General features: G+C 55.7%; 27 protein-coding genes, 1 pseudogene and 1 other annotated feature. Of the genes and pseudogenes, 23 read left to right on the forward strand and 5 right to left on the reverse strand.

Translation table 11 applies throughout. The features are described from left to right. The first annotated feature begins 134 nt into the window (after positions 1-134). The 8 genes from HV477_RS17205 (at position 135) to HV477_RS17240 (ending at position 9,023) form a co-directional block, all read left to right on the forward strand. Positions 135-2,408, forward strand: a complete 2,274-nt coding sequence (locus HV477_RS17205; protein WP_175065226.1) for a phage tail tape measure protein — start codon at positions 135-137, stop codon at positions 2,406-2,408. After that, positions 2,405-3,805 carry a DNA circularization protein gene (locus HV477_RS17210; protein WP_175065227.1) on the forward strand — a complete coding sequence of 467 codons (1,401 nt, stop codon included), beginning with the start codon at positions 2,405-2,407 and terminating at the stop codon, positions 3,803-3,805. Before HV477_RS17205 ends, HV477_RS17210 begins: the two co-directional genes overlap by 4 nt. Further along, positions 3,789-4,973: a phage baseplate assembly protein gene (locus HV477_RS17215; protein ID WP_309224833.1), complete on the forward strand. Its 1,185-nt coding sequence runs from the start codon at positions 3,789-3,791 to the stop codon at positions 4,971-4,973. Before HV477_RS17210 ends, HV477_RS17215 begins: the two co-directional genes overlap by 17 nt. Positions 4,974-4,978: 5 nt before the next feature. After that, the gene (locus tag HV477_RS17220; protein WP_175065229.1) at positions 4,979-5,716 is read left to right on the forward strand and encodes a phage baseplate assembly protein V; all 738 of its coding nucleotides are present in this window, start codon (positions 4,979-4,981) and stop codon (positions 5,714-5,716) included. 85 nt (positions 5,717-5,801) lie between these two features. Continuing rightward, positions 5,802-6,152 carry a phage GP46 family protein gene (locus HV477_RS17225; protein WP_175065230.1) on the forward strand — a complete coding sequence of 117 codons (351 nt, stop codon included), beginning with the start codon at positions 5,802-5,804 and terminating at the stop codon, positions 6,150-6,152. Further along, entirely contained in the window at positions 6,152-7,210 is a 1,059-nt protein-coding gene (locus HV477_RS17230) for a baseplate J/gp47 family protein (RefSeq protein WP_175065231.1), read from the forward strand. Before HV477_RS17225 ends, HV477_RS17230 begins: the two co-directional genes overlap by 1 nt. After that, a complete protein-coding gene (locus tag HV477_RS17235) occupies positions 7,210-7,782 on the forward strand; it encodes a YmfQ family protein (protein ID WP_175065232.1) in 573 nt (190 codons plus the stop codon). Before HV477_RS17230 ends, HV477_RS17235 begins: the two co-directional genes overlap by 1 nt. Beyond that, on the forward strand, positions 7,779-9,023 hold the full coding sequence (locus HV477_RS17240) for a tail fiber protein (RefSeq protein ID WP_175065233.1): 1,245 nt from the start codon (positions 7,779-7,781) through the stop codon (positions 9,021-9,023). Before HV477_RS17235 ends, HV477_RS17240 begins: the two co-directional genes overlap by 4 nt. 47 nt (positions 9,024-9,070) lie before the next feature. On the opposite strand, the gene HV477_RS17245 is transcribed toward HV477_RS17240, so the two are convergent. Both HV477_RS17245 and HV477_RS28480 read right to left on the reverse strand, forming a co-directional pair. Then, positions 9,071-9,757, reverse strand: a complete 687-nt coding sequence (locus tag HV477_RS17245) for a DUF4376 domain-containing protein (RefSeq protein WP_175065242.1) — start codon at positions 9,755-9,757, stop codon at positions 9,071-9,073. Between the two features lie 101 nt (positions 9,758-9,858). Continuing rightward, a complete protein-coding gene (locus HV477_RS28480) occupies positions 9,859-10,143 on the reverse strand; it encodes a hypothetical protein (RefSeq protein WP_375372876.1) in 285 nt (94 codons plus the stop codon). A 130-nt stretch (positions 10,144-10,273) separates the two neighbouring features. Between HV477_RS28480 and HV477_RS17255 the strand changes: the two genes are divergently transcribed. The 8 genes and pseudogenes from HV477_RS17255 to HV477_RS17290 all read left to right on the forward strand — a co-directional run. Continuing rightward, the gene (locus HV477_RS17255) at positions 10,274-10,834 is read left to right on the forward strand and encodes a recombinase family protein (RefSeq protein WP_175065234.1); all 561 of its coding nucleotides are present in this window, start codon (positions 10,274-10,276) and stop codon (positions 10,832-10,834) included. Between the two features lie 73 nt (positions 10,835-10,907). Beyond that, the gene (locus HV477_RS17260; protein ID WP_175065183.1) at positions 10,908-11,084 is read left to right on the forward strand and encodes a hypothetical protein; all 177 of its coding nucleotides are present in this window, start codon (positions 10,908-10,910) and stop codon (positions 11,082-11,084) included. Between the two features lie 44 nt (positions 11,085-11,128). Beyond that, positions 11,129-11,392, forward strand: coding sequence for a helix-turn-helix transcriptional regulator (locus HV477_RS17265; RefSeq protein ID WP_175065235.1), 264 nt, complete (start codon positions 11,129-11,131; stop codon positions 11,390-11,392). Between the two features lie 77 nt (positions 11,393-11,469). Next, the gene (locus HV477_RS17270) at positions 11,470-11,742 is read left to right on the forward strand and encodes a hypothetical protein (protein WP_175065236.1); all 273 of its coding nucleotides are present in this window, start codon (positions 11,470-11,472) and stop codon (positions 11,740-11,742) included. An 8-nt stretch (positions 11,743-11,750) separates the two neighbouring features. Then, positions 11,751-12,269 carry a hypothetical protein gene (locus HV477_RS17275; RefSeq protein ID WP_175065237.1) on the forward strand — a complete coding sequence of 173 codons (519 nt, stop codon included), beginning with the start codon at positions 11,751-11,753 and terminating at the stop codon, positions 12,267-12,269. Further along, positions 12,266-13,066, forward strand: a complete 801-nt coding sequence (locus HV477_RS17280) for a DNA adenine methylase (RefSeq protein WP_175065238.1) — start codon at positions 12,266-12,268, stop codon at positions 13,064-13,066. Before HV477_RS17275 ends, HV477_RS17280 begins: the two co-directional genes overlap by 4 nt. 1 nt (position 13,067) lies before the next feature. Next, entirely contained in the window at positions 13,068-13,427 is a 360-nt protein-coding gene (locus tag HV477_RS17285; protein ID WP_175065239.1) for a DUF1353 domain-containing protein, read from the forward strand. 97 nt (positions 13,428-13,524) lie between these two features. Next, a pseudogene (locus tag HV477_RS17290) lies at positions 13,525-13,803 on the forward strand (hypothetical protein); the annotation flags it as partial. 41 nt (positions 13,804-13,844) lie between these two features. Here HV477_RS17290 and HV477_RS17295 read toward each other — a convergent pair. The 3 genes from HV477_RS17295 to priC form a co-directional block, all read right to left on the reverse strand. Next, on the reverse strand, positions 13,845-14,780 hold the full coding sequence (locus HV477_RS17295; RefSeq protein WP_000440523.1) for an Rpn family recombination-promoting nuclease/putative transposase: 936 nt from the start codon (positions 14,778-14,780) through the stop codon (positions 13,845-13,847). Positions 14,781-14,849: 69 nt separating this feature from the next. Continuing rightward, a complete protein-coding gene (gene rsmS / locus HV477_RS17300; protein WP_000051161.1) occupies positions 14,850-15,017 on the reverse strand; it encodes a pleiotropic regulatory protein RsmS in 168 nt (55 codons plus the stop codon). 13 nt (positions 15,018-15,030) lie between these two features. Continuing rightward, positions 15,031-15,558, reverse strand: a complete 528-nt coding sequence (priC, locus tag HV477_RS17305; protein ID WP_001519637.1) for a primosomal replication protein N'' — start codon at positions 15,556-15,558, stop codon at positions 15,031-15,033. A gap of 68 nt (positions 15,559-15,626) precedes the next feature. Between priC and HV477_RS17310 the strand changes: the two genes are divergently transcribed. From HV477_RS17310 to adk, 7 genes are all read left to right on the forward strand, one after another. Continuing rightward, positions 15,627-16,004 (forward strand): DUF454 family protein, encoded by a 378-nt coding sequence (locus tag HV477_RS17310; protein WP_001189860.1) that lies wholly within the window; start codon positions 15,627-15,629, stop codon positions 16,002-16,004. Between the two features lie 152 nt (positions 16,005-16,156). Next, positions 16,157-16,708: an adenine phosphoribosyltransferase gene (apt, locus tag HV477_RS17315; protein ID WP_000127350.1), complete on the forward strand. Its 552-nt coding sequence runs from the start codon at positions 16,157-16,159 to the stop codon at positions 16,706-16,708. Between the two features lie 113 nt (positions 16,709-16,821). Further along, complete coding sequence (gene dnaX, locus HV477_RS17320; RefSeq protein ID WP_000121967.1) at positions 16,822-18,750, forward strand: DNA polymerase III subunit gamma/tau; 1,929 nt, start codon at positions 16,822-16,824, stop codon at positions 18,748-18,750. Further along, positions 18,083-18,147: a sequence feature (DnaX frameshifting element), on the forward strand. Its footprint overlaps the gene before it by 65 nt. Positions 18,751-18,795: 45 nt before the next feature. After that, on the forward strand, positions 18,796-19,125 hold the full coding sequence (locus tag HV477_RS17325; RefSeq protein ID WP_000467098.1) for a YbaB/EbfC family nucleoid-associated protein: 330 nt from the start codon (positions 18,796-18,798) through the stop codon (positions 19,123-19,125). Then, positions 19,125-19,730 (forward strand): recombination mediator RecR, encoded by a 606-nt coding sequence (recR, locus tag HV477_RS17330; RefSeq protein WP_001195023.1) that lies wholly within the window; start codon positions 19,125-19,127, stop codon positions 19,728-19,730. Before HV477_RS17325 ends, recR begins: the two co-directional genes overlap by 1 nt. 110 nt (positions 19,731-19,840) lie before the next feature. Continuing rightward, positions 19,841-21,715 (forward strand): molecular chaperone HtpG, encoded by a 1,875-nt coding sequence (gene htpG / locus HV477_RS17335; protein WP_114063894.1) that lies wholly within the window; start codon positions 19,841-19,843, stop codon positions 21,713-21,715. Positions 21,716-22,304: 589 nt separating this feature from the next. Then, on the forward strand, positions 22,305-22,949 hold the full coding sequence (adk, locus tag HV477_RS17340; protein ID WP_001220237.1) for an adenylate kinase: 645 nt from the start codon (positions 22,305-22,307) through the stop codon (positions 22,947-22,949). The last annotated feature ends 27 nt before the right edge of the window (positions 22,950-22,976 follow it).

Here is a 22,976-nt window from a genome sequence, read left to right on the forward strand (position 1 = left end):
GGCTGGCTTTCAGCCCTGAAAACCTTCCACCGGCCGCCCGGACGCGGCCGTAAGGGCGGGCGTCATACCGACGACGCCCCCGACACCCCGCCAAAAAAGACCTTTAAATCCCTGCGCAAGAAACGGAGCACACGATGAGCCGCGATTTTCGCCTTTCTATGGGGCTTGATTTTCAGGATAACGCTTCACGGGATATGGCCCGCGTGCTGCGTGACGGCGTAAAGCAGGTCACCGATGCCACCCGCGCGGCAGAACGCCAGGGCGAGACGCAGAAAAAAGCGGCCACCGACGCCACGCAGGCCGAAAAACAGCACGCCGACACCCTGCGCAAAGACGGTCGCGAGAACATCAGCGCCAGCCGTCGCCAGGTGGAAGAGTATCGCCGTTCGGCCCGCGCACGCGAGGCGCTCTCCATCCGTTCAGAGCGGGCTATACAGCGCGAAATCGATCGCACCATCGCCGCGTACAACAGGTTAAGCCGCAGCGGCACCCTGACGGCACGCGAGCAGTCGCGGGCGTATACGGCGATGAAAAACCAGGTCGCCGCACTCAATGGCGAGATGGGTAACCTGACGCGCCTTGAGCGTGTGCGTATGACAGGCGGTCAGTTGGGGGCTATAGCGGGCGGTATTACAGCGGCCGCGCTGCCCTTCGTGGCCCCCGTCAGAAACCAGATGGCTTACGAGCATTCGCAGGCAAATCTTGCCAATACCGCCTTTTATCAGCAGGACGCTGAGGGCCGTCTGGCCCGTCTGCCGGAGCTTAACGCCCTGATACATGACGCCATCGTACAGGGCGGCGGCACGAAAGACACCGCGCAGGCGGCAACCGGCAGGCTGCTTAACACCTTCTCATTCGATGAAATCAAAGAGCGTTTACCGTTCCTGCAGCAGGTCTCCAGCGGCACCGGCGTCAGCGGTGAGACGCTGGGCGATATCGCCAACGCCCTGCGTCGTCATCTTGGTGTGGACTCGGCGGACGACCTCAAACGGGCTGTCAATATGATGGTGGCATCCGGTCAGGCGGGCGGCGTGGAGCTGGCAGACATTGCGCGCATTCTGCCGGGCCAGCTTGAGCAGGCCGGACGTGCGGGGCTGCGCGGCCTTGACGGGTTAGCGCAACTGCTCTCAGCGGATCAGGTCTCGCTCACCACGTCGGGCAACGTTGACGAGGCAGGCGCACAGGTCAACGCGCTGCTGCAGCGTATCTACGGCAACCGGGCGGAGATGGCCGCGCAGCGCATTAAAATCGGCGGTAAGGGTATCGACCTGCACGGGACGCTGGCGCAGGCACAACTGCACGGTATGTCACCGCTTGACGCGCTGGTTGGTCTTTCCGATCGCATTATTGACAAAGACCCCAAAATCCGCGCGCTGCGCAAAAAGCTCAACAGCGGCAACCTCAGTGACAGCGAGGCGGCCAGCACCCGCGACGCCCTGCAGACGATGGAAAACGACTGGCTGACAAAGCTGCTCGGCGATCCGTTCTCGGTACGCGCGATGACGGCCCTTCGTAACCAGCGGCAGGCCCGCGCGGACAATCTGGCCCTCACACAGCGCCAGCGCGATTTGCCGGAGGGTCAGGGCGCGGCCGAGGTGAATTTTCAGACCATCAGCGGCACCAGTGACTTTAAGACTGACCAGGCGAAGAGTCTGCGCGAACTGTCGCAGATGGACGCCATGAAGCCCGTCGCCGATGCTGCCGGTAAATTTGCAGGCGTGGTTTCCGAATTTAATCAGAAGTTCCCCGGCCTGTCTCAGGCGGCCGAATCCGCTTCGCTTGCCATCCAGTCGATGACGGCTGCAGCGGTGACGTTCGCCGGGTTAAAGCTGCTGCTTGGTAATAAAATGCCGGGCATTCCTGGTATGCCCAAAACCCCCGGCTCGCCGGAAATGCCGAAAGGATCCGGTTTGCGGGGGCTGGGATTATCCGGGCTGCTGAGAGCGCCCTGGATGCTGCTGGAAGGCTACGTCTATGAAAAAGGCGCTGAGGACTTCCCTCTAGTGCAGCTTGAAAGCGGTAAAGAGAAGCGCCAGAGGGTGGAGGAAAAATATGGCCCCACCCCTGATGCAATTAAAAATGTGGTGGAAAGTCCGGGGTTAAGCGATGTGTTCGACGAATGGCGCGGATGGTGGCATGACCTGACCGGCAATAAAGAAAAGGACACTATACCGCCCCGCGCGGTTCCCCGTCCTGCTGCGCGTAACGATATCGTGATGCCGGATCAGGTTCCCGGCGTTAACACATCCCGCAGCGGCACGACGTCCGCCACCGATATCAGCGCGACGAATGCGTCCCGCCCCTTTGAGGTTCACACCCACCTGCACCTCGACGGGCGGGAGATTGCCGAAACAGTCAACGAATACAACGGCTATGATGCGCTACGCAGTACAGGAGGTGACTTTTGAGCTGGCAGGATAATTTACAGGATGCGTCCTTCCGGGGCGTGCGCTTTGATGTGGTCAGCGCTCAGGACAGTGTTGCCCGCGATCATGCGGATCATGGTTACCCCTGGACGGATGGTGAGGACGTCCACGACCTCGGCCGCAAGGCACGTAACTTCCGTTTAAACGCTGTTTTCTGGGGTGATGATTATGATACCCGGATGCAGCAATTTACCGCTGAACTGGACAAGCCCGGCGCAGGTGAGCTTATTCATCCGGTGTACGGTTCCGTCCCGAAAGTACAGTTAATTGAGTACCAGGTTAAACACGACGCGAACAGCCCGGACTATGCGGAGGTTGGTCTGGTGTTTCTGGAGTCCGTCACCGGCACGGCGTCAGAGGCTCCCGCTGCCCCTGAACAATGGGGTGATGCGCTCTTTAACCGTCTTGACGGCCTGAAAGACCGCGCACAGATGCTCTTTTCGCAGGCAATGGCTCCCGTAAACAGCGTACGCGCCCTGTTCAGCAAGGGCCAGACAATGGCATCAGCCATGCTCAATACCCTCGATGTGATGCGCGGCGACCTGAGCGGCACTATCCGGGCTGGCATAAATTACCTCAACGCGCCGGGGAATTATATTAATGACCTGCTTGCCATTCTGGATCCGCGCACGCTGCCGCTGGGGCGACTGCTGCACCATAAACACAATGCCGCCCCGTCCGTCACCTTTACCCCGCAGGGAGCCGCACAACCACCGACCACAGGCTACCATGCCCCCGGCGTATCATCCGCTGTACCGGAGGCGAACGGCCCGGCCCCGGTCATGTCGGCATGGCGGGAGACGACCGGCACCCTGAACCGGATTGTGTCGCTGCCGGAGGCGATACTGCGCGCGGAGGTCAGCGGCAGCGTGCCGGTTCCTGAGAACGCCATCACGACCGACGTGCGCGAACTGGTCACCCTGCATAAAACGCTGGTCGCCCGACAGGCCGCAGAGATGGCCGCGATGCTGTTTATGGATGATGAGCGCGTCGCCGGTCTGTCGCAGCAGGATCTGGAAAGTGTGACAAACGACGTGCGCGGGTTTATTCAGCAGGCCATCACGGCCACCCGCGAGAACTACCGGGAAGCAACGGAGCGGTTAAGCGAGGATCCACAACCATTAGGGCTGCTGTGGCGTCCTGTGGTGGAAGACCTCAAAGAGTCCGCGCTGACCATCCAGAAGATGGCAGAGGCCATTATGGCGACACGTCCGCCGCTCACGACCCGGACGGCCACGCAGGACGGTAACCTGCACCTGCTGGCGCATACCTGGTATCAGGATTACACCCGTGCGCAGGAGTTGCTGCGTCTTAATCCGCAGATACGTGATCCTAATGACATACACCGGGGGGATACGCTCAGTGCTTACGCCCGATAACATCACGCTGCTGCTCGGTGGCCGCCAGTACAGCACATGGCAACGCTACCGTATTGATTCTGACTTCCTCAAAGGCGCGGATGCCTGGCAACTGCAGCTCGGTCTGCCGGATCAGGTCTTCCCGGTTGATGCGGTACGCGGTGCGCCGGTGAAGGTTAAAGTGCGCGATGAGGTCATTCTGACCGGACGTATTGACAGCGTACGCCGGGATGTGTCGCGTAAGGGCCTGACCCTGCTACTGTCCGGGCGCGATCTGGCGGCGATACTGGTTGACTGCGCCGCGCCGATATTCAGCGCCCGCCAGTTGACCCTTGATGAAGGTATCGCGGCCATCGTTCGCCCGCTGGGGATAACCCGCATACGTATTCAGGCGCAGGGCATGACCCGTCATGACAGTATTCACCTTGAACCCGGCGAACGGGCGTGGGATGCGCTGATAAAGCTGGCATCCGGGCGCGGGCTGTGGCCGTGGATGGATCCTGACGGCACGCTGGTTATCGGCGGCCCGGACTATACCGCGCCGCCGGTGGCAACGCTGGTACTGAGTCGGGAACCGGGCAAAAGCAACGTCATGTCACTGTCTGACATCCGTAATATCCAGGGCTGCTTTTCCGATCTTACGGTACTGGCCCAGAGTCACGCCCTGCCCGGAGGGGGTGAGAAATTCGCCCCGGTGGATGTGACCGCGCCGCTCGATGGTGATGTGAGCGTCGATGACGGCCTGCAGATGGATGACACCAGCGGAGAGACCGGTCATTACAACCGCAGCCACACCGAACACGACCCGACCGTGCCTTATTACCGGCCACAAATCATCATCACCGGCGATATTGATAACCGCCAGCAGCTCGAATACAAGGCCCGCAAGGCGATGGCGGACGCCCGCCTGAGCGGTCTTGACGTGGTGACCCAGGTCAGCGGCCACCGCACCCCCGGAGGCGTACTGTGGACGCCCGGACAGCGGGTACGAGTGATAAGCGAACCCCACGGCACTGACGAGATACTTTTCCTGATGGGACGCACCTTTTCCGGCGGTCTGCCCGACGGTCAGATAACGCAACTGCGCTTTAAGGAGGACGGTATCTGGATCCCCGATGCGTACCCGTCACAAAAACGCGGCAAAAAGCACGCGAAAAACGAGACGGCCGTCGTGCCGGTATGGGAGTAACAGCCATGATGCATATCATCAGCCAGCGTATTAACCAGGCGCTGGCGCGTATTCGTCAGGCGTTTCGTATCCGCCTGGGTGCAACTGACAGCGAGGCCGCCGTGCAGCGCATTCAGGCACAGGGTATCGGTAATGAAAGCCTGCGCGGGGCTGAGTTGTTCCAGCAGTACGGCTTTACATCGCACCCGCAGCCCGGCACGATGGGTATCGTGTTGCCGCTCGGCGGCGTCAGCTCACACAGTATCATTATCGCCACCGAGCACGGCGCATACCGCCTTAAAAGCCTGAAGCCCGGAGAGGTGGCCCTTTATACCGACGAAGGCGCTAAAATCGTGCTTAAACGCGGTAAACTCATTGAGGCCGACTGTGAGACCTTCCGTGTGAACTGTACCGATTTTGAAGTGAACAGCAAAAATAAAGCCGATATCAACTGTACGGGCTTTACAGTTAAGAGCGAGCAGGCTGTGGTCAACTGCAACACCTGGAAGACGCAGGCCAGCACCAGCGCGGCATTCACCACCCCGCAACTGAGCGCCAGCCAGAACCTGACGGCGCAGGGGCTGATTTCCGGTAACGGCGGTATGAGCGTTAAGGGTGGCAAAGGTTCCAGTTTTGAGGGTAATCTTAACCAGCGCGGCGGCAGCTTTAATACCGACGGTGACGTCAGCACCGCAAAAACCTCGCTTAACGGTCACCAGCACCCATACGGCCACAATGGCGCGCCTACCGGTGGCCCGATGTAACCTTTCCTCACTCATCGTTCAGCGGTATCGAACCGCTGAACACCGTCACCTGCTCACCTGATGCCTTTCCTGTCATGCTGCCCGCATGGACAGAATGCTCTCACCCGATACCGGTGATTATACCGGCACCCGCACAACCAGTCTGCACAACGCGGCATACCTGCGGCTTGTCACACCGCTGGGGTCGTGGTGGGCCGATAAGGTTCTTGGCTCGCGCCTGCATGAGCTGGTTCGCGAGAAAGACCTGTCACGCGTGTTTGTGCTGGCGCGCCAGTACGCGGAACAGGCGCTTGCCCCGCTGCAGGCTGACGGTCGGGCAACGGATATTCGCGTATCGGTACACAATGACCGTCCCGGCTGGTGTCTGCTGTGGGTGGATATCATTCAGGCTGACGGGCAGACCGTGACCTTTAAACATCCTGTAAGGGTCAGTTAATGGCGTATTTAACCCCCGATGCTGAAAAAATCCGCGCCGACCTGCTGCGCGACCTGAAAAACCAGTTGCCTGACGCCGATACCGGGAAGGACAGTGATTTTTACGTCCGCGCCTCGTCGGTGGCGAGCGTGGCCGAGGGTCTGTATCAGCATCAGGCGTGGGTCGTGCGTCAGATATTCCCCGACACGGCTGACAGTGACTATCTTGCACTACACGCCCGCACGCGTGGTCTTAAAAAGAAACCCCCGACCACCGCAAAGGGTCTGGCTGATATCAGCGGCTCGCCCGGTTCAGTGCTGCCGGCAGGCTCGCAGATACGCGGTGAAAACCTCGCCATTATGACGACAGCCGATGTGAAATTCACAACCGGCACGGCGCAGGCCCCGGTAACCGCTATCCAGAGCGGCGCATCCGGCAATCTGGCCGCGCCGGTCGTGGCGGAGCTGGTCAGCGCCCCGATGGGGGTTAACGGCCGCGTGGTCGTGAAATCCCTGTCAGGTGGCACCGACGAGGAAAGCGACGGCGAACTGCTCGATCGTCTGCTTGATATCATCCGTCACCCGCCTGCAGGCGGTAACCAGTACGATTATCGGCGCTGGGCGATGGAAACGCCGGGCGTCACCAGTGCCTGGGTGTATCCGGTTCGCCGGGGAGTGGGTACGGTGGATATCGCCATCACCTCAGCCGGTGGGCTGGCGTCAGATGAAATCATCCGTAACGTGCAGGCCCATATTGACGACGTGCGCCCGGTGACGGCCAGAAATGCGCTGGTACTCTCTCCGCAGCTTCGGTACGTCGATTTTGACGTCATCGTGAAGGCGGAAGGCGTCACGCTGGAACAACTACGGCCTGATGTGGAGCGTACCATCCGGGGCGCAATGACCCGTATTGCGCCAGGGCAGCCGCTTATCCGCAGCAGTATTGAGACGCTGATTTCCCTGCTGCCCGGTGTAACTGATCGCACCATTGTCACACCGTCGGCCAACGTTATCGCGCAGGTGGACGGTAAGCACCTTGAATGGCTGCTGTCAGGTGTCATCAACGTGAGGGCGAAATAATGCAGCACGTTCACCTTCTGGGCGCACTGCTGCCCCCGGTCAGCTACCAGCCGCAGGCCCCCAAAATCCGCGCGGAGCTTAACGCCGAAGGCCGGATGTTTGACGCGCTTTACAGCGGCATTAAGGGGATTACCGGCGGCGTCACGCCGTTTTACGCCGAAAACCTGCTGCCGGACTGGGAGCGGGTACTGGGTCTGACGGCAGACGCAACAGACACCTACCAGCAGCGCCTTTCGCGCGTACTGGCAAAACTCGCCGAGACCGGCGGGCTGAGTATTCCGTATTTTACGCGCCTTGCGGCCAATATGGGCTATCACATCACGATAGAAGAGCCAGAGCCGTTCCGGGCAGGAACGGGGCGCGCCGGTGACCGGATTTACACGCCGGACATCATTTTTATGTGGCGGGTCAACGTCTTTACGACGCTGCTGCAAAACTACCGTTTCAGGGCGGGTCAGTCGGCAGCCGGTGAACGTCTGTCATGGTTCGCCGATGCGGTCATTGAGTCGGTATTTAACGACCTTAAACCCGCGCATACATTCTGTTATTTCACCTACCAGGAGGCAAAATGAAGTCTTTAATGCCGCCCATTGACACCCCGGATCAGGTCTTCCACGATGGCGACCCGTCAACCGGCGATCTCGGTACTATCTGTAGCGCTGAGTGGCTGAATAACGTCCAGGGCAATATCCGTAATATTCAGGCGGAATGTATCGCCATCCTGAAAGCGACGGGCTTTACACCGGACAGCACAAACGACGGCCAGCTATGGGAAGCCATTCAGGTGGCGATAAAAAGCCAGGTTCCGGCAGCGACCGTGACAACGGCAGGTATCACCCAGCTATCAAGCTCGGTCACCAGCGACAGCGAGACCATCGCGGCCACGTTAAAGGCCGTTAAAATCGCGATGGACAACGCCAACGCAAGACTGGCGAAAGACCGTAACGGCGCGGATATCCCCAACAAGGCCCTTTTCCGCCAGAGTCTGGAGCTTGGCAACAGCGCCACCCTCAATACCGGCACAACGGCAGGTACCGTGGCCGCAGGCGACGATGCCCGCATCCTCGCCACCAAAAAAGCCGTTGAAGACACCCAGACCGGCCTTTCAGAACAACCCGTCATGTGGATTAGTTCAGCCGACGATCTGAGTAATCTCCCGGCAGGCGCACGGCGTTTTGCTAAAAACAATACCGGCGTCACCGTTCTGCCGTCAGAGGATTATTGCTACATCGAGGTTCTGGCCAAACGCGACACCGCCAATGGCTCCTGCATTAAGGTTGTTGAGTACAGTAATCCGGGTAATGCCTGGACAGGCACGCGTAACAACGTTCCAGTAGATGCCGCATTTACCTGGGTGCGCCAGTACAATGAGAGTTACAGACCGCCCCAGCAGGCAATGCCGAATATGCCGGACGCACTCATCAGGGGGAACAACCTTTCGGATCTGACCGACCCTGCTGCAGGTGTGAGAAACCTCGGTTTAACGGACACGGTAAATCGGGCTGCTCATGTTCATGCTGGTGATGGCGATTTGCAGGGTTCGCAATGGGGTAATACCTGGCTGAGTACCTGGCTTAGCAGTCAATTTAACGCCCGTGCTACAACCAGTTGGGTACAGCAAAACTTCCTTTCAGGTTTCAGGCTGGGGGCTGTTGAGCGCGCTCAGGTATGGAGAGGATATGGTTATGACGACGAACCTCCTTACGTTATTACCAGTGTATTAAATACCAATTCTGACGAGCTTATTGATTTCGTCAAACGCCGTTCACTACAGATGTATATCAATGGATGGCGTAACGTAGACTGGTTATAAAATAAAGGGGTAATTTTCATTACCCCTTTATTTTTTGTCTTTCCGGCTTATTCACCCCAGCCAACGGAGTAATTCAGAATATCATTAACCCTGGTCAATACCTCAATATCCTGCTTCATTTTCTGCTGGCGTTCGTGGATTTTCAGCCCCTGCATTACCATAGCAAACGCAATTTCCTGATTTAACTGAATGAGGTCATCTGCACTTACAGGCACATTATTATCGTTCGCGTCCGTCCAGAAAAAACCTGCCGGTAGTTTGCCAGCACTGGCAACTGTCAGTACAGGCATCAGGCGGGCGATGGTATCTTTCCCGGCATCCCATTTATGCCCGCTCCAGTCAAACGTAACATTCCCGCTTTCCTGCCTGTTACGCCAGTGGTTAATCTCGTCACGCTTCGCGCGACGGGCTTTTTCCGGCGTCATCAGGTCGATAATGTTCTCACCATCAAAACCCCAGCGACCGCTGATATCTGCGCGACGGTTGGCGGTTGTGTCGGCCACCTCGGCAATACTCATATTAACCGGCCACAGCGCCGATACGTCACGCGAAATACTGCGAATAACGCCGTCACTGTCATAGGTGAATTTGATAGTGTCAGGCGCAAATTGCTTTTGAGATTCGTACCATTCCTGGCCGTCCTCAGAAAATAAAAACAGTACCCGATGCTTATTAGCGAGTTCCAGTTGCTCAGGTGTTTTAGGTGCGCCTGGTGTAAAGTTTTTAATATTCATCATGGATTATTACCCCTGGTTAAATTGTTTTTTGTGTTCGCCTGTATTATAAAGTTTTCATGCTGTCACTGCTCATGAAAAAATATAACACTTACAAGGTGTTAACCTTCAATAACCCGCCATGTACCATTGATAAAAACACTCAGCGGGCGGTAAGTGAAATATATCCCGTACGCTGTTGTCGGGTCATGGCGTACACTGGTCACCACACAGCCAGCAGGCGCTTCTGCCGGGCCATATTCATTCTGTTTGCCAGGATTAACCGGTTCGCCACGTTTCATGCGTGTAATGAAATTCTGCTGTACCCAGCCGGTTGTCGCACAGCCGTTGAATTGATTACGAAGCCAGGTACTCAGCCAGGTATTACCCCATTGCGAACCCTGCAAATCGCCATCACCAGCATGAACATGAGCAGCCCGATTTACCGTGTCCGTTAAACCGACGTTTCCCCTGACACCCCATAGCGATAAAAATGCCGTTTACCCAATCAAACTACCGATGAAATGAGGTCCGTAAATGGCAAAAATTGGCTATATCCGCGTGTCAACAAATGACCAGAATACCGATTTACAGCGAAATGCTCTCATTAGTGCAGAATGTGAACAGATATTTGACGACAAAATGAGCGGCACAAAGGCCAACAGACCAGGATTAAAACGCGCTTTAAAAGTCCTTAAAACAGGCGATACTCTCGTCGTCTGGAAACTCGACAGATTGGGCCGCAGCGTTAAAAATCTCGTTGGCCTCATCTCAGAACTGCACGAGCGCAAAATCCACTTTCAAAGCCTCACCGACAGCATCGATACCAGCACCCCAATGGGACGCTTCTTCTTTCACGTAATGAGCGCCCTGGCTGAGATGGAACGCGAACTCATCGTAGAACGTACAAACGCCGGTCTTGCGGCTGCACGCGCTCAGGGTCGTATTGGTGGCCGACGTCCGGCATTGTCCCCGGATCAAATAGCCCAGATAAGTCGGTTAATCAGGAACGGCCATACCCGCAAACAGCTCGCTATAATTTATGATGTATCCAGATCGACAATTTATAAATACACCCCATTAAATGTTGACAGGTAGCACCATTGGTTCTATATTAATCATACAGGGCAGCGGAAAGGCCGCAAGCCCGCAACCCCATAAGGGATGAAAAATGAGTACACGTGAAATGACTGCCGCAGAACTTGAAAAAATCCACGCGGAAATCGCAAAACTGATGGCTGAGACAACAAAGATTAACCGCGAGACAATGTGGTATCCGATAGTTGTTGCGACCGGCCTTATAGGTGCGGTGGCAACCATTACAACGGTGTTACTGAAAATGATTTAAACCACAGGCCCCGATAATACGGGGCCTTATTTTTAGGGCATAATATGCGACTGATTAATAACTACTCACCCCCGGCAGCCGAAGAACTACAGACGTTAAAAGAGACGCTGGGCTACAGTGGCGCGCAAATGGCAGAACTGGCGGGGGTATCAGGTAACAGCCAGTGGCGAAAATATACCGGCAAAACAAGCCAGCGGGATATGTCCCTGCATATTCTGTTTTATATTGCCGCGCAACTGGCGCTGACGGAAGATGAGCTGTTACGCGTTATAAGAAAAATGCAGGATATAGGCGCAACAACAGACTAATTGCTGAACACCTTCACACACTCCGCGACCTTCTTTTTGTTTACCCTTGCTGTTATTTAATCGATGCAGGGGTAAGCATGTCAACCGTAAAACACACCCTCGATCCAGATGCACCCTGGAAACAACTCACCAGCGGCAACGAAAAGCAACCCGTACTGATTCAGGTCACCAGTGGCGGAATGCTGTTTTGTGAGTCCGCCACACTCCCGGCCAGTGACGCGGCAGCGCATCATCTGACGTCCGGCCCGCAATCTTTCATTACAGTCACTGCGCCGACCATCCTTTGGGTGAAAGGCTCGAAGGAGCTGTCGGACAGCATTGTCGTCGTAACCGGCAGCGATGTGATTTAGGGCTTGCTATGGCTATTTACAGCGGCTTTAACCCGATACCCCCGGTAAAGGGCCTGCATGTTAAGGGAATGATCACGCTGGGATCTGACGTGGTTATTCCTGATTCGCTCCTTCTGAAACTGAAACCGCAGAACAGTACCGGGCTGGGTTCCCCGTCCGTTCTGGGCAATACGACCAATACCCAGCTTCCGGAGCGCCGTATCCTTAATGTGGTCAACACGTATCTGAAAACGCCGCTGACCGATGAAGAGCTGAAACTGATACTGGCAAACCGCTATAAGTTTGAGTTCACGATTGGCACAGGCGACAGGCGGGAAGTCCTTAAAGAGCGATTCAGGCTGACAACCAACTGGCACGGTGAAGATGTGACTAATTTATTGCTCAGTGAACCGTGGGACGGCTGGCCGCCTTACTATTTCACCCTTAGTTTTTCCGGCAGAACGGGCAGCATGAAGCTGACAGACAGCCACGCCAGCGGAAACACTTACGGCGCTATACGCTACCTTACTATCAGGGTTAAGCCATGAGCCGTTTCACAACGCCCGCCATTTCGAAAGCTGAAGAGCAGGCATTGCCTATAGTGCCGTGGATTGGTGGCAAGCGTCTTCTTGCAAAACATATATTGCCGCTATTCCCCAAGCATGCCTGCTACGTGGAGCCGTTCTGCGGCGCGGCGGCGCTGTTTTTCCTCAAGAAACCCAGCAAGGTTGAGGTAATAAACGATATCAACGGCGACCTTATGAACCTGTACCGGGTTGTAAAACATCACCCTGAAGAGTTCATGCGCCAGTTCGAGTGGGGGCTGGTAAGCCGGGAGGAGTACGACCGTTACAAATCCACGCCAGCGGAAATACTGACTGATATTCAGCGTGCCGCCCGGTTCTATTATCTGCAAAAACAGGGATTCGGCGGCAGGGTTGCGGATTATACCTTTGGCGTAAGCACGGCTCACAAACCGAGTCTTAACCCGTCACGTATCAGGGAAGATTTATCACTGGCAAGTAAAAGACTGACTCGCACCAGTATTGAACATCTGGGCTGGGAGCAATGTATAGAACGCTATGACCGCCCGTACACACTGTTCTACTGCGACCCGCCGTACTGGAAAACAAAAGGATATGGCGCGGATTTTCCGTTTGAGGAATACAGCCGTCTGGCCGAACGGGCAAAAAGCATTAAGGGTAAAATGGTGATATCGGTAAATGATACCCCTGAAATGCGCGAGGTCTTTGCCGGGCTGGAAATTCAGTCACTGGATCATCAATACGGCGTCAGCGGGGGCAAGAGAGTACCAGCGCGGGAACTGATAATCAGGAATTTCTGACATGAGCCGCTTCACAACTCCCGCCATTCTTGAAATGCTGGGGCATTATAACTGGCGCGTACACGAGCCGTTCGCCTTTTACCTCAGCGACGACAACAGCGACGTGATAGAAGTGCCCGCAGGATTCATCACCGACCTTGCGACCGTCCCTCGTATTTTCTGGATCCTGCTGCCGCCAGACGGCAAATACGCTAAAGCGGCAATAATCCATGACTATCTCTACGACAATGCTTTACGTACAAAATATGAAGCAGATCGCATTTTCCTTGACGGGATGACGGTGCTTGGTGTGCCGAAATGGAAAAAGACGATCATGTATTGGGCTGTCAGGTTATTTGGTCGTGGAAATTACAACGGATAAATTACAGCCTTTTTAGCGCTCAATTCTGGATTTCTTTAACGGCCAAACGCGATCCAAAATTACATGTCACTTAGTCCAAAATTGATTATCGCGTTACAATCCGAAGGTGATGCACGATCCGGAACCTGCCGTATTCTTCACCACCTTTGGCGCCAGCACTCTGGATCATGAACTGCGTCTGTACGTGCGTGAATTGCGCGATCGTAGCCATACGGTGGATGAACTGAACCGCGCGATCGATCGACTGTGCCGTGAAAATGATATCAATATCGCCTTTAACCAGCTTGAGGTGCATCTGCATAACGCGAAGGGCGACGAAGTCACTGAAGTGAAGCGCGATCTCAACGGCGGCGATCTGGCACCTACGGCAAGCTAAAAGGCGGTGGGCCGCGCGCTTTATGAGTGCGCGCGGCGCCGCTAATGCGAAAGCGTAGAAAGCTCTTCCGGCGTAATGCCGGTGACGCTGGCGATGAGCCCGGGTTCCAGCCCGTTGGCAAGCATTTTGCGGGCAATAGCGCGCGCTTCGGCCTCACGGCCTTGTGCTAACCCTTGCTCAAGGCCTTTTTGCAGGCCCTTTTGCAACCCTTCCGTTCGGCCTTTTTCTTCCAGCCATTCCGCTATTGTCATCAGTTGTTCCTTATACTGCGGCGCGCCCTGCGCCAGTTGACGAATTAGCGCCCCGGGTTCTGCGGCGTTTCCTGCTTTCAACATATAGTTGATCAGCACACTGAGCTGCGCGTCCGTCAAATGATCCTGCGTTAAAAGCGTGATAAGGGGGTCGAGCAGTTCGCTTAAATCGCGTTGACGAATATGTTTTTGCAGGAGCTCTAACATCGCTATCCGCCGATGCTGCAAAAGCTGATTATCCGGCATTGTCGTCAGGTCGACCAGCGCAAAATCGCGGCTGTATAAGGCCTTCGCCATATCCGGTTTCACAAACATATTATGCCAGTTAAGGCTATAGGGCCACGGGCTTTCCGGACCGTGATAAAAAAGGATTGGTACCACCAGCGGCAAGGTATCATGACCGGCATCCAGATGACGCTGCATGGCGGCAATGGCGTAACGCATCAGGCGAAAAGCCATCAGCCGGTCTGATTTGCTCTGATGTTCAATGAGCGCGTAAACATACCCGGGGCCGTGTTGGGTATGCAGAGAGTAGAGAATATCTGAATAGCGGCTGCGTAAATTGTCTTCAACAAAACTCCCCGACTCCAGCTTCAGTGAATCCAGATCGCAGATTGCAAGAAAGTCTTCTGGCATGTGGATAGCCAGAAAGTCGCGGGCGACCTCTTTTTGCATCAGCATCTGTCGAAATACCGCATCGTGCGGCGTGGTGGGTAGACGTTCCATGCCCCGTCCTTTGTTGCCTGACTGTAGCGACCACTCTGTCAGCGACAACGAGGACAAACCAGCGGGCAATTACTCTGTTTGCGAGTCGTCTTCCGTACTTTTTAACTTGTTTTCATAATCACGCATAACTATTTCCAGCGCGCGTAGCACCGTTCGTGCCGGTAAGCGATTCTCTTCAAGCAGCACAATTAAATCCACGGCCAGTTTGACTTCATCAGGGGCATTTTCAAGCGACATACTTTCTCCAGGATTAACGGGTTAAACGCGCCAGTACGTTTTCTATTTTCTCCAGCGCATGTCGGCAGCGCGCCAGCCGTCCTTCATAGATCTCGACTTCCTTTTGCAGCGTTTGTTGTTCGACAAGGCCGGTCGCCTGCGCCAGACGAATTTTGCGCTCCTGTGTCATCGCCAGTAGTCGACGTTCAAACTCCTGATGCTGTATTCGTCTGCGCTGCCAACGGCCAAGCCCTGGCGCGGCGGTGTCCCACTGGCGCAGCGACCAGGCGGCGGTTTCACGCGATATCGCCTCCAGTTGCGAAGCCAGATGTTCCGCCAGCCAGGCGACTTGCGGCAGTTGCTCATGTTTTACCGCCTGACGCAACGCGGCGAGATTGGCGTCAGCCTCTTCCAGATATCCCTGCAACAGAGTACTGCGGGTACGGAAAAGGTGTCGGTCAAAGCGCGCGCTTAACGTCGCATGTTGCGCCAGCGGCGCGCAGCGTTGGCGTAGCGTCGCCAGCCTCTCTTCCAGCGTCTGTAACAGCATAGCGGTTTTCAATTCAACACCCCGATGAAAATAAGACAGGCTGTGCTACAGTAGCCTTCTGTTTGATAACGATTCGCATTATGCAACGTACTATTTTAATCATCATTGGCTGGCTGGCGGTAGTATTAGGGACATTGGGCGTGGTTTTGCCCCTGTTGCCGACTACGCCGTTCATTTTACTGGCGGCCTGGTGTTTCGCCCGCTCGTCGCCTCGTTTCCATGCCTGGTTGTTATACCGCTCATGGTTTGGCGGTTATCTGCGCCACTGGCAGCGCTATCGGGCCATGCCGCCGGGCGCGAAACCGCGAGCGATCGCGTTGATATTGCTGACCTTTGGTATATCGCTGTGGCTGGTGAATATGATGTGGGTGCGGGTGCTGCTGTTGGTTATTTTGGCCTGTCTGCTGATTTTTATGTGGCGGATACCGGTGATTGATGAAAAGCAACAAAAGCGCTGAAGCACACGAATCGCTGTTGCAATTGTCGTTCACAGCCAGTAAATTCGACCGTTTTCGAGCACAGGCGCAGGCGGTCAAAGAGTAACCGAGCGTTACCCCTGACCGAAAAGTATTGCGCCGTGAGTAACACCGTACTTAGCAGGCATATATCCATGACCGCGACTGCACAGCAGCTTGAGTTTCTCAAAAACAGCATCAAAAGCATTCAGGATTACCCGAAACCGGGCATTCTTTTCCGTGATGTCACCAGCTTACTGGAAGACCCGAAAGCCTACGCGCTCAGTATTGAACTGTTGGTTGAGCGTTATAAAAATGCGGGTATCACCAAAGTGGTCGGCACCGAAGCGCGTGGCTTCCTGTTTGGCGCGCCGGTTGCGCTTGGGCTGGGCGTTGGTTTTGTTCCGGTACGTAAACCGCGCAAATTACCGCGTGAAACTATTGCCGAGACCTATGAATTAGAGTACGGCACCGATCAGCTGGAAATCCATGTCGACGCGATTAAACCTGGCGACAACGTGCTGGTCGTGGACGATCTGCTGGCGACTGGCGGCACCATTGAGGCGACCGTGAAGCTGATCCGTCGTCTGGGCGGGAAAGTCACCGATGCGGCGTTCATCATCAATTTGTTCGATCTGGGCGGCGAGCAGCGTCTGGAAAAGCAGGGGATTACCTGTTATAGCCTGGTGCCGTTTCCAGGGCATTGATTCAGGCTATCCGCACTGCTATTTTAGCCAGAGAGACAACCTCGCTGTATCGGCGAGGTTGTGTTAGCATTACCCTTCTATGAATCCACCTTCCAGCGTTTCAGAGCCTGCCAATGAGTTATCAGGTCTTAGCCAGAAAATGGCGCCCACAAACCTTTGCTGACGTCGTCGGCCAGGAACATGTGCTGACCGCACTGGCGAACGGCTTGTCGTTAGGGCGCATTCATCACGCATATCTTTTTTCCGGCACGCGCGGCGTCGGTAAAACTTCTATCGCCCGACTGCTGGCGAAGGGGCTGAACTGCGAAACCGGTATTACCGCGACGCCGTGCGGCGTTTGCGATAACTGTCGGGAAATTGAGCAAGGGCGTTTTGTCGATCTCATTGAGATTGACGCCGCATCGCGTACCAAAGTCGAAGACACCCGCGACCTGCTGGATAACGTCCAGTACGCGCCTGCGCGCGGTCGCTTTAAAGTCTATCTGATCGATGAAGTCCACATGCTGTCGCGCCACAGCTTTAATGCGCTACTTAAAACGCTTGAAGAGCCGCCAGCGCATGTGAAATTTTTACTGGCGACCACCGATCCGCAGAAGCTGCCGGTGACCATTTTGTCGCGCTGCCTACAGTTTCATCTCAAAGCGCTGGATGTTGAACAGATTCGCCATCAGCTTGAGCATATTCTCAATGAGGAACATATCGCTCACGAACCCCGCGCGTTGCAGTTGTTATCACGCGCGGCTGACGGCAGCCTGCGCGATGCATTAAGTCTGACTGACCAGGCGATCGCCAGCGGCGACGGGCAGGTTTCGACGCAGGCGGTAAGCGCCATGCTCGGTACGCTGGACGATGACCAGGCTTTGTCATTAGTCGAGGCGGTGGTTGACGCTAACGGCGAACGCGTCATGTCGCTTATCAACGAGGCGGCGGCGCGCGGTATTGAATGGGAAGCGCTGCTGGTCGAAATGCTTAGCCTGCTGCACCGTATTGCGATGGTGCAACTTTCGCCTGCCGCGTTAGGCAGCGATATGGCGGCTATCGAGCAACGGATGCGCGAACTTGCCCGGACGGTGCCTCCCGGCGATCTTCAGCTCTACTATCAGACGTTGTTGATTGGCCGCAAAGAATTGCCCTGGGCGCCGGACCGGCGGATGGGCGTTGAAATGACGTTACTGCGTGCGCTGGCGTTTCACCCGCGTATGCCCTTGCCGGAGCCTGAAACGCCGCGGCAGTCTTTTGCACCCGTGGCCCCAACGGCGGTAATGACGCCGCCGCAGGTGCAGCAGCCGTCGGCGCCCGCGCCGCAGACATCGCCAGCGCCGCTGCCGGCGTCTACCAGTCAGGTGCTGGCGGCGCGCAATCAGCTACAGCGCGCGCAGGGAGTAACCAAAACAAAAAAGAGTGAACCGGCAGCCGCATCCCGCGCGCGGCCGGTGAATAACTCTGCGCTGGAGCGGCTGGCCTCGGTTTCGGAGCGCGTACAGGCGCGCCCGGCGCCGTCTGCGCTGGAAACGGCGCCAGTAAAGAAAGAGGCTTATCGCTGGAAGGCCACCACGCCGGTAGTACAAACCAAAGAAGTGGTGGCTACGCCAAAAGCGCTTAAGAAAGCTCTGGAGCATGAAAAAACGCCGGAGCTGGCGGCTAAACTGGCGGCGGAAGCGATTGAGCGCGATCCGTGGGCGGCGCAGGTAAGCCAGCTTTCTTTGCCTAAGCTGGTGGAGCAAGTGGCGCTCAATGCCTGGAAGGAGCAGAACGGCAACGCGGTTTGTCTGCATCTGCGCTCGACGCAGCGGCACCTCAATTCCAGCGGCGCGCAGCAAAAGCTGGCGCAAGCGCTCAGCGATCTGACGGGAACGACGGTTGAACTGACCATCGTTGAAGATGATAATCCCGCGGTGCGTACGCCGCTGGAATGGCGTCAGGCCATTTATGAAGAGAAACTCGCGCAAGCGCGTGAGTCAATTATTGCGGATAATAACATTCAGACGCTGCGTCGATTCTTCGACGCCGAGCTGGATGAAGAGAGTATCCGCCCCATTTGATCGTAAGCCTGGCTTGCGATTGTGAACCATCAAGAGAGAGAGCTTATGTTTGGAAAAGGCGGTCTGGGCAATCTGATGAAGCAGGCCCAGCAGATGCAGGAAAAAATGCAGAAAATGCAGGAAGAGATTGCGCAGCTGGAAGTGACCGGCGAATCCGGCGCGGGTCTGGTGAAGGTTACCATCAACGGCGCGCATAACTGCCGCCGCGTGGAAATTGACCCAAGCCTGCTGGAAGATGACAAAGAGATGCTGGAAGATCTGGTCGCTGCGGCCTTCAACGATGCGGCGCGCCGCATTGAAGAGACGCAAAAAGAGAAGATGGCTTCCGTCTCTTCCGGTATGCAATTGCCGCCAGGCTTTAAGATGCCATTCTGATGCAAACCAGTCCGCTGTTAACTCAGCTTATGGAAGCGTTGCGCTGCCTTCCGGGCGTCGGCCCTAAGTCGGCGCAGCGGATGGCGTTTACCCTGTTGCAGCGCGATCGCAGCGGCGGAATGCGCCTGGCGCAGGCGCTGACCCGGGCGATGTCGGAAATCGGCCACTGCGCCGACTGCCGCACCTTTACCGAGCAGGATGTCTGTAATATCTGTTCGAACCCGCGGCGTCAGGAAAACGGCCAGATTTGCGTGGTGGAGAGTCCTGCGGATATCTACGCCATTGAGCAGACCGGGCAATTTTCCGGGCGGTATTTCGTGCTGATGGGCCACCTGTCGCCGCTGGACGGCATCGGGCCGGATGATATCGGTCTCGATCGTCTGGAACAGCGGCTGGCGTCAGAAAAAATCAGTGAGCTGATCCTCGCGACCAACCCGACGGTTGAAGGAGAGGCTACCGCAAACTATATTGCCGAGCTGTGCGCGGAGGCCGGCGTCGAAGCCAGTCGTATCGCCCACGGCGTGCCGGTTGGCGGCGAACTGGAGATGGTCGACGGTACGACGCTGTCCCACTCGCTGGCGGGACGCCATAAGATTATTTTCTGAACAAACGGAGGCGGCATTCGCGGCCTCCGCTTGAAATCACACCCACTTGTCCCCATCTCACCCTCAACGTATTTTTACCATTAAAAATGGCATTGTTGAGGTCTATCCACATGAAAGGACAAGAAACGCGTGGTTTTCAGTCAGAAGTTAAACAGCTTCTGCACCTGATGATCCATTCTCTTTATTCCAATAAAGAAATCTTCCTGCGTGAACTCATCTCTAACGCCTCAGATGCGGCGGACAAGCTGCGTTTCCGCGCTCTGTCAAACCCGGACCTGTATGAAGGAGATGGCGAGCTGCGTGTGCGCGTCTCTTTCGATAAAGATAAGCGTACGTTGACCATTGCCGATAACGGCGTGGGGATGAATCGTGATGAGGTGATTGACCACTTAGGCACCATTGCCAAGTCCGGCACCAAATCTTTCCTCGAATCAATGGGGTCCGATCAGGCGAAAGATAGCCAGCTCATTGGTCAGTTTGGCGTAGGCTTCTACTCCGCGTTTATTGTGGCCGATAAAGTGACCGTACGTACACGTGCGGCAGGCGACAAGCCGGAAAATGGCGTGTTCTGGGAATCGGCAGGCGAAGGCGAATACACCGTTGCCGATATCACCAAAAATGACCGTGGTACGGAAATCACCTTACACCTGCGTGAAGGCGAAGATGAATTCCTCGATGACTGGCGCGTACGCTCGATTATCAGTAAATATTCCGATCACATCGCATTGCCGGTAGAGATTGAAAAACGGGAAGAAAAAGACGGCGAAACCGTGATTTCCTGGGAGAAAATCAACAAGGCCCAGGCGCTGTGGACCCGTAACAAGTCGGAAATTAAAGACGACGAGTACAACGAGTTTTACAAGCACATCGCGCATGATTTCACCGATCCGCTGACCTGGAGCCACAACCGCGTGGAAGGTAAGCAGGAGTACACCAGCCTGCTGTATATCCCGTCGCAGGCGCCGTGGGATCTGTGGAACCGCGATCACAAACATGGTCTGAAGCTGTACGTACAGCGCGTGTTCATTATGGACGATGCCGAGCAGTTCATGCCGAACTATCTGCGTTTCGTGCGCGGCCTGATTGATTCTAACGACCTGCCGTTGAACGTCTCCCGTGAAATCCTGCAGGACAGCACGGTAACGCGTAATCTGCGCAGCGCCCTGACCAAACGCGTTCTGCAAATGCTGGAAAAACTGGCGAAAGACGACGCGGAAAAATACCAAACCTTCTGGAAACAGTTCGGTCTGGTGCTGAAAGAAGGCCCGGCGGAAGATCACGTCAACCAGGAAGCGATCGCTAAACTGTTGCGCTTTGCCTCCACCCATACCGACTCTTCCGCCCAGACCGTGTCGCTGGAAGATTACGTCTCCCGGATGAAAGAAGGGCAGGAAAAAATCTACTACATCACCGCAGACAGCTATGCGGCGGCGAAAAATAGCCCGCACCTGGAACTGCTGCGTAAGAAAGGCATCGAAGTGCTGCTGCTCTCCGATCGCATTGACGAGTGGATGATGAACTACCTGACCGAGTTTGACGGTAAAGCATTCCAGTCGGTCGCTAAAGCCGATGAGTCCATCGAAAAACTGGCGGATGAAGTCGACGAAAACGCGAAAGAAGCGGAAAAGGCGCTTGAGCCGTTCGTGGAGCGTGTCAAAACCCTGCTGGGCGATCGCGTGAAAGAGGTGCGTCTGACGCATCGTTTAACCGACACGCCGGCGATTGTCACCACCGATGCGGATGAAATGAGCACCCAGATGGCGAAACTGTTCGCCGCGGCCGGTCAGTCCGTGCCGGAAGTGAAATACATCTTTGAGCTCAACCCGGATCATGTGCTGGTCAAACGCACTGCCGATACCAAGGATGAAGCGCAGTTTAAAGAGTGGGTCGAGCTGCTGCTGGATCAGGCGTTGTTCGCTGAACGCGGTACGCTGGAAGATCCGAACCAGTTTATCCGCCGTATGAACCAGTTGCTGGTGTCCTGATAACGCTCATCTGATTGCCGGATAGCGACGCGAAGCATCTTATCCGGCCTACGGACGGGTACTGTTTTGTGACTGCCGGATGGCGACGCGAAGCATCTTATCCGGCCTACGGACGGGTACTGTTTTGTGACTGCCGGATGGCGACGTGAAACGTTTTATCCGGCCTACGGACGGGTACTGTTTTGTGACTGCCGGATGGCGACGTGAAACGTCTTATCCGGCCTACGGACGGGTACTGTTTTGTGACTGCCGGATGGCGACGCGAAGCGTCTTATCCGGCCTACGGGCGAGTACTGTTTTGTGACTGCCGGATGGCGACGCGAAGCATCTTATCCGGCCTACGGACGGGTACTGTTTTGTGACTGCCGGATGGCGACGCGAAGCGTCTTATCCGGCCTACGGGCGAGTACTGTTTGTAGGCCGGATAAGCGCCAGCGCCATCCGGCATTTTTTATAATACCTTCTCTTTTCTGGATTTCTCTTCGTTAACCGTTTCAGCATCAGGCGGCTTCCTTGAGCGAAATGCGTGATGGTGGTATCGTTTAGCGCTTTTTAAAAAATATCGACAACCTTTGAGGGGATTTTCGTAATGCGTATTATTCTGCTTGGCGCTCCGGGCGCGGGTAAAGGAACTCAGGCTCAGTTCATCATGGAGAAATATGGTATTCCGCAAATCTCCACTGGCGATATGCTGCGCGCCGCAGTGAAATCAGGCTCCGAGTTGGGCAAACAGGCGAAAGATATCATGGACGCCGGTAAACTGGTGACCGATGAACTGGTGATTGCGCTGGTTAAAGAGCGTATCGCCCAGGAAGACTGCCGTAACGGTTTTCTGCTGGACGGTTTCCCGCGCACGATCCCGCAGGCTGACGCAATGAAAGAAGCGGGTATTGTGGTGGATTACGTGCTGGAATTCGACGTACCGGACGAACTGATCGTTGACCGTATTGTGGGTCGTCGCGTACACGCCGCCTCTGGCCGCGTTTACCACGTTAAGTTTAATCCGCCGAAAGTGGAAGGCAAAGATGACGTCACCGGCGAAGATCTGACGACCCGTAAAGACGATCAGGAAGAGACCGTTCGCAAACGTCTGGTGGAATATCATCAGATGACCGCGCCGCTGATTGGCTACTACCAGAAAGAAGCGGAAGCGGGCAACACCAAATACGCTAAAGTTGACGGTACGCAGGCCGTTGCCGACGTGCGCGCAGCGCTGGAAAAAATCCTCGGTTAATTTTTTTCGCGTAGTGAACCGCTTATC

This window comes from Salmonella sp. SG203, assembly GCF_013350575.1.
Classification (GTDB): Bacteria; Pseudomonadota; Gammaproteobacteria; order Enterobacterales; family Enterobacteriaceae; genus Salmonella; species Salmonella enterica.

Excerpts from the sequence above, each read along its gene's own strand:
- HV477_RS17205 (WP_175065226.1), top strand. The coding sequence starts at position 135 with ATGAGCCGCGATTTTCGCCTTTCTATGGGGCTTGATTTTCAGGATAAC.
- HV477_RS17220 (WP_175065229.1), top strand. The coding sequence starts at position 4,979 with ATGATGCATATCATCAGCCAGCGTATTAACCAGGCGCTGGCGCGTATT.
- HV477_RS17225 (WP_175065230.1), top strand. The coding sequence starts at position 5,802 with ATGGACAGAATGCTCTCACCCGATACCGGTGATTATACCGGCACCCGC.
- HV477_RS17230 (WP_175065231.1), top strand. The coding sequence starts at position 6,152 with ATGGCGTATTTAACCCCCGATGCTGAAAAAATCCGCGCCGACCTGCTG.
- HV477_RS17235 (WP_175065232.1), top strand. The coding sequence starts at position 7,210 with ATGCAGCACGTTCACCTTCTGGGCGCACTGCTGCCCCCGGTCAGCTAC.
- HV477_RS17240 (WP_175065233.1), top strand. The coding sequence starts at position 7,779 with ATGAAGTCTTTAATGCCGCCCATTGACACCCCGGATCAGGTCTTCCAC.
- HV477_RS17245 (WP_175065242.1), bottom strand. The coding sequence starts at position 9,757 with ATGAATATTAAAAACTTTACACCAGGCGCACCTAAAACACCTGAGCAA.
- HV477_RS17255 (WP_175065234.1), top strand. The coding sequence starts at position 10,274 with ATGGCAAAAATTGGCTATATCCGCGTGTCAACAAATGACCAGAATACC.
- HV477_RS17260 (WP_175065183.1), top strand. The coding sequence starts at position 10,908 with ATGAGTACACGTGAAATGACTGCCGCAGAACTTGAAAAAATCCACGCG.
- HV477_RS17265 (WP_175065235.1), top strand. The coding sequence starts at position 11,129 with ATGCGACTGATTAATAACTACTCACCCCCGGCAGCCGAAGAACTACAG.
- HV477_RS17270 (WP_175065236.1), top strand. The coding sequence starts at position 11,470 with ATGTCAACCGTAAAACACACCCTCGATCCAGATGCACCCTGGAAACAA.
- HV477_RS17275 (WP_175065237.1), top strand. The coding sequence starts at position 11,751 with ATGGCTATTTACAGCGGCTTTAACCCGATACCCCCGGTAAAGGGCCTG.
- HV477_RS17280 (WP_175065238.1), top strand. The coding sequence starts at position 12,266 with ATGAGCCGTTTCACAACGCCCGCCATTTCGAAAGCTGAAGAGCAGGCA.
- HV477_RS17285 (WP_175065239.1), top strand. The coding sequence starts at position 13,068 with ATGAGCCGCTTCACAACTCCCGCCATTCTTGAAATGCTGGGGCATTAT.
- HV477_RS17295 (WP_000440523.1), bottom strand. The coding sequence starts at position 14,780 with ATGGAACGTCTACCCACCACGCCGCACGATGCGGTATTTCGACAGATG.
- rsmS (WP_000051161.1), bottom strand. The coding sequence starts at position 15,017 with ATGTCGCTTGAAAATGCCCCTGATGAAGTCAAACTGGCCGTGGATTTA.
- HV477_RS17310 (WP_001189860.1), top strand. The coding sequence starts at position 15,627 with ATGCAACGTACTATTTTAATCATCATTGGCTGGCTGGCGGTAGTATTA.
- apt (WP_000127350.1), top strand. The coding sequence starts at position 16,157 with ATGACCGCGACTGCACAGCAGCTTGAGTTTCTCAAAAACAGCATCAAA.
- dnaX (WP_000121967.1), top strand. The coding sequence starts at position 16,822 with ATGAGTTATCAGGTCTTAGCCAGAAAATGGCGCCCACAAACCTTTGCT.
- HV477_RS17325 (WP_000467098.1), top strand. The coding sequence starts at position 18,796 with ATGTTTGGAAAAGGCGGTCTGGGCAATCTGATGAAGCAGGCCCAGCAG.
- recR (WP_001195023.1), top strand. The coding sequence starts at position 19,125 with ATGCAAACCAGTCCGCTGTTAACTCAGCTTATGGAAGCGTTGCGCTGC.
- htpG (WP_114063894.1), top strand. The coding sequence starts at position 19,841 with ATGAAAGGACAAGAAACGCGTGGTTTTCAGTCAGAAGTTAAACAGCTT.
- adk (WP_001220237.1), top strand. The coding sequence starts at position 22,305 with ATGCGTATTATTCTGCTTGGCGCTCCGGGCGCGGGTAAAGGAACTCAG.